At 39.1% G+C, this 7154-nt stretch carries 4 protein-coding genes; all 4 read left to right on the forward strand.

The features are described 5' to 3' along the window. On the forward strand, window positions 1–750 hold a 750-nt coding region (locus ACTBZY_RS03280), incomplete at its 5' end, for a MutS-related protein (RefSeq protein WP_463044902.1). A gap of 589 nt (window positions 751–1339) precedes the next feature. Next, on the forward strand, window positions 1340–4663 hold the full coding sequence (locus ACTBZY_RS03285; RefSeq protein ID WP_463044903.1) for a SusC/RagA family TonB-linked outer membrane protein: 3324 nt from the start codon (window positions 1340–1342) through the stop codon (window positions 4661–4663). A gap of 25 nt (window positions 4664–4688) precedes the next feature. Next, complete coding sequence (locus ACTBZY_RS03290) at window positions 4689–6146, forward strand: SusD/RagB family nutrient-binding outer membrane lipoprotein (RefSeq protein ID WP_463044904.1); 1458 nt, start codon at window positions 4689–4691, stop codon at window positions 6144–6146. Window positions 6147–6168: 22 nt separating this feature from the next. Then, on the forward strand, window positions 6169–7154 hold a 986-nt coding region (locus ACTBZY_RS03295), incomplete at its 3' end, for a TolB family protein (RefSeq protein ID WP_463044905.1).

Below are 7154 nucleotides of genomic sequence, written 5' to 3' on the forward strand. Positions count from 1 at the left end.
CCTAACATGGCTGGAAAGTCGGCCTTATTAAGACAGACCGCCTTAATCGTACTGATGGCACAGATAGGATGTTATGTCCCTGCCGAATCTGCTCGTATAGGTTTGGTGGATAAAATATTTACACGCGTAGGTGCCAGTGATAACCTTTCTAGAGGCGAATCCACGTTTATGGTAGAAATGACCGAAACGGCATCCATTTTAAACAATCTAAGCGAAAAGAGCTTAGTAATAATGGACGAAATAGGACGTGGAACCAGTACTTATGATGGCGTAAGTATAGCTTGGAGTATTTCGGAGTATCTGCATAATAATAAGAAATTTAAGCCTAGAACCCTTTTTGCCACACATTACCACGAGTTAAATCAACTTACAGAAGATTTTCCAAGAATAAAGAATTTTAATGTAGCTGTAAAAGAAGTAAACGGAAAAGTGGTATTTCTTAGAAAACTTAAAGAAGGCGGAAGCGAACACAGTTTTGGTATACACGTAGCTCAAATAGCCGGAATGCCGCAATCCATAGTTCTAAGAGCTAGCGAATTACTTCACCATTTAGAAAAAGACCAAGTCAAAGAAAAAAACTCTGAGAAAATTAAAGACGCTCCCAAAAACAACTTCCAGCTCAGTTTCTTTGATGCCCAAGACCCCAAAATGCAGGAGTTAAAAGAAAAAATGGAGGCTATTGATGTTAATACCCTCTCCCCTATTGAAGCTCTTTTGAAGCTAAATGAATTGAAAAGAATTTTAGGCTAAGTCCTTCCCATAGGAGTAATTTAAAAAAAAAGAAGCCCTCTTTCCGTCTACAGGAAAGTGGGCTTCTTGCAAAATACACAACTGCCTTTTCTGGCCAAAGTTCGATACTGAACATTCTCTTTTTTCTTCATCTTCTACGTAAGCATACATTCTAACAAATCTTACTCTAATAATTGCGTCAGTTGCTTTTCGTCCCCAAAATCTAAAAGATGATACTCTTGAATTAATAGTTTAGCATATTTAGCCCTAAAATATCTCATAATAAATCGATTAAGTCCTAATTAGACATGTCACATTGACCACTACTGGTCAAAAGCAAATTTTAAATGTCATTTATTGTATTTAGCAGTAATTATATTCTACTTTTTATAGAATACTCAATACTTTGATATTATTAATATTGATTATAAAGGATTTAATTTTCTCTTTTGAACCGTAAAATAATTAGACCATCTCAGAGAAACACTGGAACGTTACAGGAGTTTAACTTCTGAAATGGTAGGCATTTCAATTCTCCACCATCATTAAAAATAGCTAAATCCACAATGCTATTAAATGAAATTTACTAAACCGTTTATCGTCAAAGAGAATGAGAAAACTTTATTTTCCTGTATTAATTTTATTCCTGTTCGCCATAGAAACAGGAATTGCAAGACCCATTTATAGCTCGAAGAGCATAAACTCGAAAATTGCGGAAGCAAACGTAAAAACGGAGCCGTCGTTTAACATTGACAAATTAGCAAAATCCATTTCTGGAAAAGTGATGGAAAGCACCAGTGATGAAGGCATCCCTGGAGTAAGTGTCGTTTTAAAAGGAACCTCCACTGGAACCCTAACAGATGCCGATGGGAAGTTTCAATTAAACATTAGTGGAGACAAAGGAATATTAGTCTTTTCGTCCATTGGTTACGAAAGCCAGGAGGTCGTTCTTTCAAATCAAAGTGTATTTGAAATAAGAATGGCACCTTCTAACAAAACCCTTTCAGAAGTAGTGGTAACTGCTTTAGGATTTAAAGAAAAAGCGGATAGATTAGGATCCACAAGCAGTCAAGTTTCTGGAGATAAAATAGTGAAGTCTGGGGAATCTAGTTTTATAAATGGATTGGCAGGAAAAGCTGCCGGAGTTCAAATTTCAAGAGCGGCTGGAGACCCAGGTGCGGCTTCCTTTATCCAAATAAGGGGTCAGAATACCTTGACGGGAAACTCACAGCCTTTGGTGGTTATAGATGGTGTGCCCATCAGTAGCACAACAGAAGGTGGAAGCTCTGGAGGAGTGGTGCCTCAGTCTAGGCTGAATGACATTAACCCAAATGATATAGCATCTATGCAGATTTTAAAGGGTGCTTCTGCAGCCGCACTTTGGGGTTCTAGGGCAGCAAACGGTGTCATCATTATCACCACTAAAAAAGGTCAGGAAGGAAAAATGTCGGTATCATTTAGCTCCACCTTCTCTGCTGACAAAATAAACAAATACCATCCTTTTCAGGACACTTTTGGACAAGGCTCCAATGGCATCTATAATGCTAATGCTTCAAGTGCATGGGGTGATAAAATAGCAGACCGTTCAGGAGCAGCAGACGAAGTAAATACCAGCGGAGAATATTTCAAAGCTGATGATGGTACACTTTACTATCCTATTCTCGCTAAAAACTCCACTGAGGTATATAACGATTCAAACTACGACCAAGTTTTTCAAACTGGAACTTACTGGGATAACGCTCTTAGTATAAGTGGAGGAGACAATAAAGGCACCTTCTTCTTTAGTGTAGGAGACGTAAGACAAAAAGGGATTCAGAGAGGGAATAGTAACTACAGCAGAACCTCCATAAGGCTAAATACGGAGCGTCAGTTTACTGATAATTTCAAATTAAGCGTAAATTCCTCCTATGTCAAGAGTTTTTCTGACAGAATTCAAAGAGGAAACAATCTCTCTGGCGGAATGGTAGGTCTAGCACGTAACCCTGCAGATTTTGATATCTCTGATTACAAAGGAAGTTATTATAGCAGTGCATTGGCTTCTCCAATTGAAAACAGACAAAGAGGCTATCGAAGTTACCTTGGTGCAAGAGCCAATCCACCAAACAACAACGCACTTTGGGCTCTTTATGAGCAAACCAATTCTACAGAAGTGGATAGATTCATAAATAGTGCAGAACTCAACTACGAACCTACCAAATGGCTTAATATCATAGGAAGAGCTGGTATTGACACTTACACCGATAACCAAATCAATTACTTTCCAGTAAATGATATCAGAGGTGCTGGAAATGGAGACTATCAAGACCAAATAACCAAAGAGAATCAATTCAACGCAGATGTATTAGCTAGAATATCTGGAGATATTAGCCCAGATTTGTTTGGTGCAGTAATTCTAGGAATGAATTATAACAGCAGAGCGTATTATAATATTGGTGCCAGCATCACAAATTTCCTTATTGCAGATGCTCCAGCTAACTTTTCAAATGCCGTAACATCAAACAAAAATCCAGTAAACAGTAGAAGTACTGTTAAAACGGCAAGAACATACGCCACAGGTAATTTAGGTTATAAAGATTATCTGTTTTTAAATCTATCTGTTGCAGCTGAAGCGGCCTCTACTTTTGGTAGCCTAGCAGATAAGACTTTTTACTACCCATCTGCAGATTTAGCTTGGGTTTTTACAAATCATGATTTCGCTAGCAACCTTTCTTTTCTAAACTTCGGTAAATTAAGGGCTTCTTACGGTATCGTGGGTGTTCAGCCTTTACCTTACAGGTCTAACACAGTTTTTTCTTCTACTACTTATACGGCTAGCCCTTGGGGAGACAACCTCGTTGGAGCACAGTTTGGAAACGGAGCGTTCAGTCAAGGAAGCTCATTGGGAGACCAATATCTTAAGCCTGAGAGAAAAACAGAATATGAAATAGGGGTAGATTTAAGACTATTAAAAAGTAAGTTAAAAGCCTCTGCTACTTACTATTATAACAAAATAGAAGATGTATTAGTACCCGTTACATTAGCTCCTACTACAGGCTTCTCTACCAAATACACCAATGCTGCTTCTCTTCAAAACAAAGGTATTGAAATGGAATTAGGCTATGATATACTAAAGAAGAAAAGCTTAGACTGGAGCGTCAATGCTAACTTAACAAGAAACCGCAGCTTGGTACTTGATTTAGCAGGAACACAGTCTCTTTTCTTACAAGGCGGTATTAACGACTTTTTTGATGCTAGAGCTGTTGTAGGCGAACCAGTTGGCGTTTTCTGGAGCAGTAAATACGCCGTAGACGAATCTGGCGAAAGAGTTTTAGATGCTAACGGATTCCCGACTGCCGACCCTACCACAGGTGTTGTGGGTAACCCAAATCCAGACTGGATTGGAGGTTTAGGTTCTACTGTTAAGTATAAAAACTTCTCTTTAAATGTATTATTTGAAACTTCTCAAGGTGCCGATTACTTCAATGGAACCAGAGGTGTGATGTACACTTTTGGTACACATGCAGATACAGGCAACGAGGTTACATTGACAGAAGACTTAAAAAATTATGCTGGTCAAACTATTGCTGCAGGAAGCACCGTAAGAGGAAACATTGAAGACTTTGGAGCTGGAAATGTATTACTAGACCAACAATGGTATACTACATTAGGTAGTGGTTTTGGCTCCCTTAAAGAGCAATTTGTAGACGATGGTAGCTGGACTAGACTTAGACAGGCATCCTTTTCTTATACCCTTAACACGCCAAAGTTCCGAGAGAAAACCAAACTTCAGTCTATTGAATTTTCCCTCACAGGACGTAACCTTTTCCTATGGACAAAAGTGGTTGGAATAGACCCAGACACCAACATCTCTGGAGTACCTGCAGGAAGAAACATGGATTACTTCAATTCTCCAGGCACACGTTCTTTCATCTTCTCTTTGAGAGCTAATTACTAAAAGTTAATCGAAAAAATATTGAACAATGAGAAAAAATACATTTCATATACTAATTCTACTTTTCGTCTTATCAGTGACATTCTCATGTGAGAAACTAGTAGACAACTTAAATACAGATCCCAATAATCCTACCGATGCTTCGGCCACACTTTTACTTACGGCAGCTCAGCTAGGTAATGTCGCTGTACAAGAGGGCCACCTATCTAGGATAGCCGCCATGTGGTCTGGTTATATGACTGGAAGCGACAGACAGTATAAGGACATGGGTAGCTATAATGTTACAGGTTCCGATTTTAACAATGTTTGGGGGTTTGTGTATCAAGGTGTGGTAGAACAAACCAGATTGATCATCAATAAAGCGGAACTAACGAACAACAAGTTGCTTCAGGCCATAGCCAAAATCACCAAGGTTAATGCTCTAGGTACGGCAGCAGCATGTTTTGGGGACATTCCATTTACAGAGGCTTCTAATATTACGAAGTTCCCTAACCCTGCCTTTGAATCTCAGCTTTCTGTTTACGGCAGCTTACAGAAATTGCTTGATGAAGCCATAGCAGATCTAGAAACGGGCATTGGCTCTTCTCCAGGTGTGGCAGACATTTATTTTAATGGTAATTCGGCAAAGTGGCTTCAAACGGCATATACATTAAAATCTAGGTTCTATTTGGAAACTGGCGAATATGCATTAGCAGAGGCAGCCAGCCTTAAAGGAATTTCAACAAACGCCTCGTCTATGATGGTACCTCACGGAAACTCATTAAATGCAAACGAAAATTTCATGTATGCGTTTATTGGAAGAAATAGAGTTGGGGATGTAAACGCAAGTAGTGCTTTGGCTCCAAAGTTACTTAACCCAGCTTCTGACCTTTACAAAGGAAACGTAAAAACAGATGAGACCGCTAGATATAATTATCAGTACATTACAGTAAGCTCTACTGGGACGGTTATTCCTGTAATGCCAAACATAAATAGCACGAGCTCTTCAAGAGGCATTTTCGGACAAACTTCCTCTTACCCTCTTGTAACTTATGCAGAAAACATCTTGACACAGGCAGAAGCAAAAGCTAGACTTGGTAAAACAGCAGAGGCTCTAGCAGCCCTAAACACTTACAGAGCTTATCTAAATACTGGCGGCGGATTAGACCCAACCTATATGTCAAGTGGTTATGCTTATAAATATGAAGCCTATACCACTCAGGACTTAGAAAGCGGTGGCATACTGAACACCTCTGGAACAAGTAGCTCAGAAGCCTTGCTTAAAGAGATTCTTATGGAGAGATACATCTCTTTTAACGGTCAGATACTTGGGTTTAATGATTTAAGAAGAACTAGAAAAGAGACCTTTGGCGTGAAACTAACACCAACCCAAGGAGAGCTTTTACCAGAGCGAATGATATATAGCGAAGCCGAAATAAATTCCAATACAAGTGCTCCTAGTCCAGTTCCAGGTGTTTTTGTACCTACTCCGCTTAATTCATTATAAAAGTAACCCTCAAACCAATTACATGAATAAATACCATCAATCTAATGAGCAGAGCATCTGCTCATTAGATAAATTCCGACATTTCATTTTCAAAAAAATACATCTCTTTTTATTCCTTACCTTATCTATAAGTATATCTGCAAAGGCTTCTTCCCTGTCAGATACCACCAAGGTTATTGTCACGGAAGGAACCAACATGGCCATGGCTCTTTCTCCAGATAATGGTAGTATAACTATGGATTTACAAGGAACAATTTGGCTCCTACCGGCCACTGGAGGAAAAGCAAAGAAACTGACAGACGGAATGGGTGATGACCGTCAACCTACTTGGTCACCAGATGGCAATAAAATAGCGTTTCAATCTTTTAGAGATGGTTATTATCACATCTGGACTGTTGACAAAGATGGTACAAATTTGACTCAAATAACCCATGGTGTTTTTGACGAAAGAGAGCCCGACTGGTCTCCAGACGGAAAGTCAATTATTTACTCTAGTGACGTTTATGACAACTACGACATTTTCAAAATAGACTTAGAAAGCAGTAAAGTAACGCAGCTTACGAGCAATGAAGCCAATGAATACTGTCCTGCTTTCTCTCCAGATGGTGCTCAAATATCGTATGTTTCGGAACAAAAGGATGCCCCAGGAATATATATATTAGACAAAACAGGACAGGCAAAATTAATTTCAAAAAGAAATGGTGCTTTATCCGCACCATCTTGGGATAAGCTTGGATCAACGATTTACTTTAATGAGTTTACGGGAGACTTTAGTGGCTTGGGGCTTGTGAATATCAGCACAGGAACGACCCAAATTATTACAGATCCAAGCGAAGATGTATTTCCTTTTAGAACCGGCTGGTTATCATCAGAAGATTACATTTACACGGCTGATGGGAAAATAAAAAAAGCGAAGAAAGGGAAAAAAGGCTTCACGACCATTTCTTTTGAGGCGGAACTTACGGTAGTCAAACCTTCTTACAAAAGAAAAGAATATGACTTTGATGC

The sequence above is a fragment of the Arcticibacterium sp. genome, from assembly GCF_055134445.1.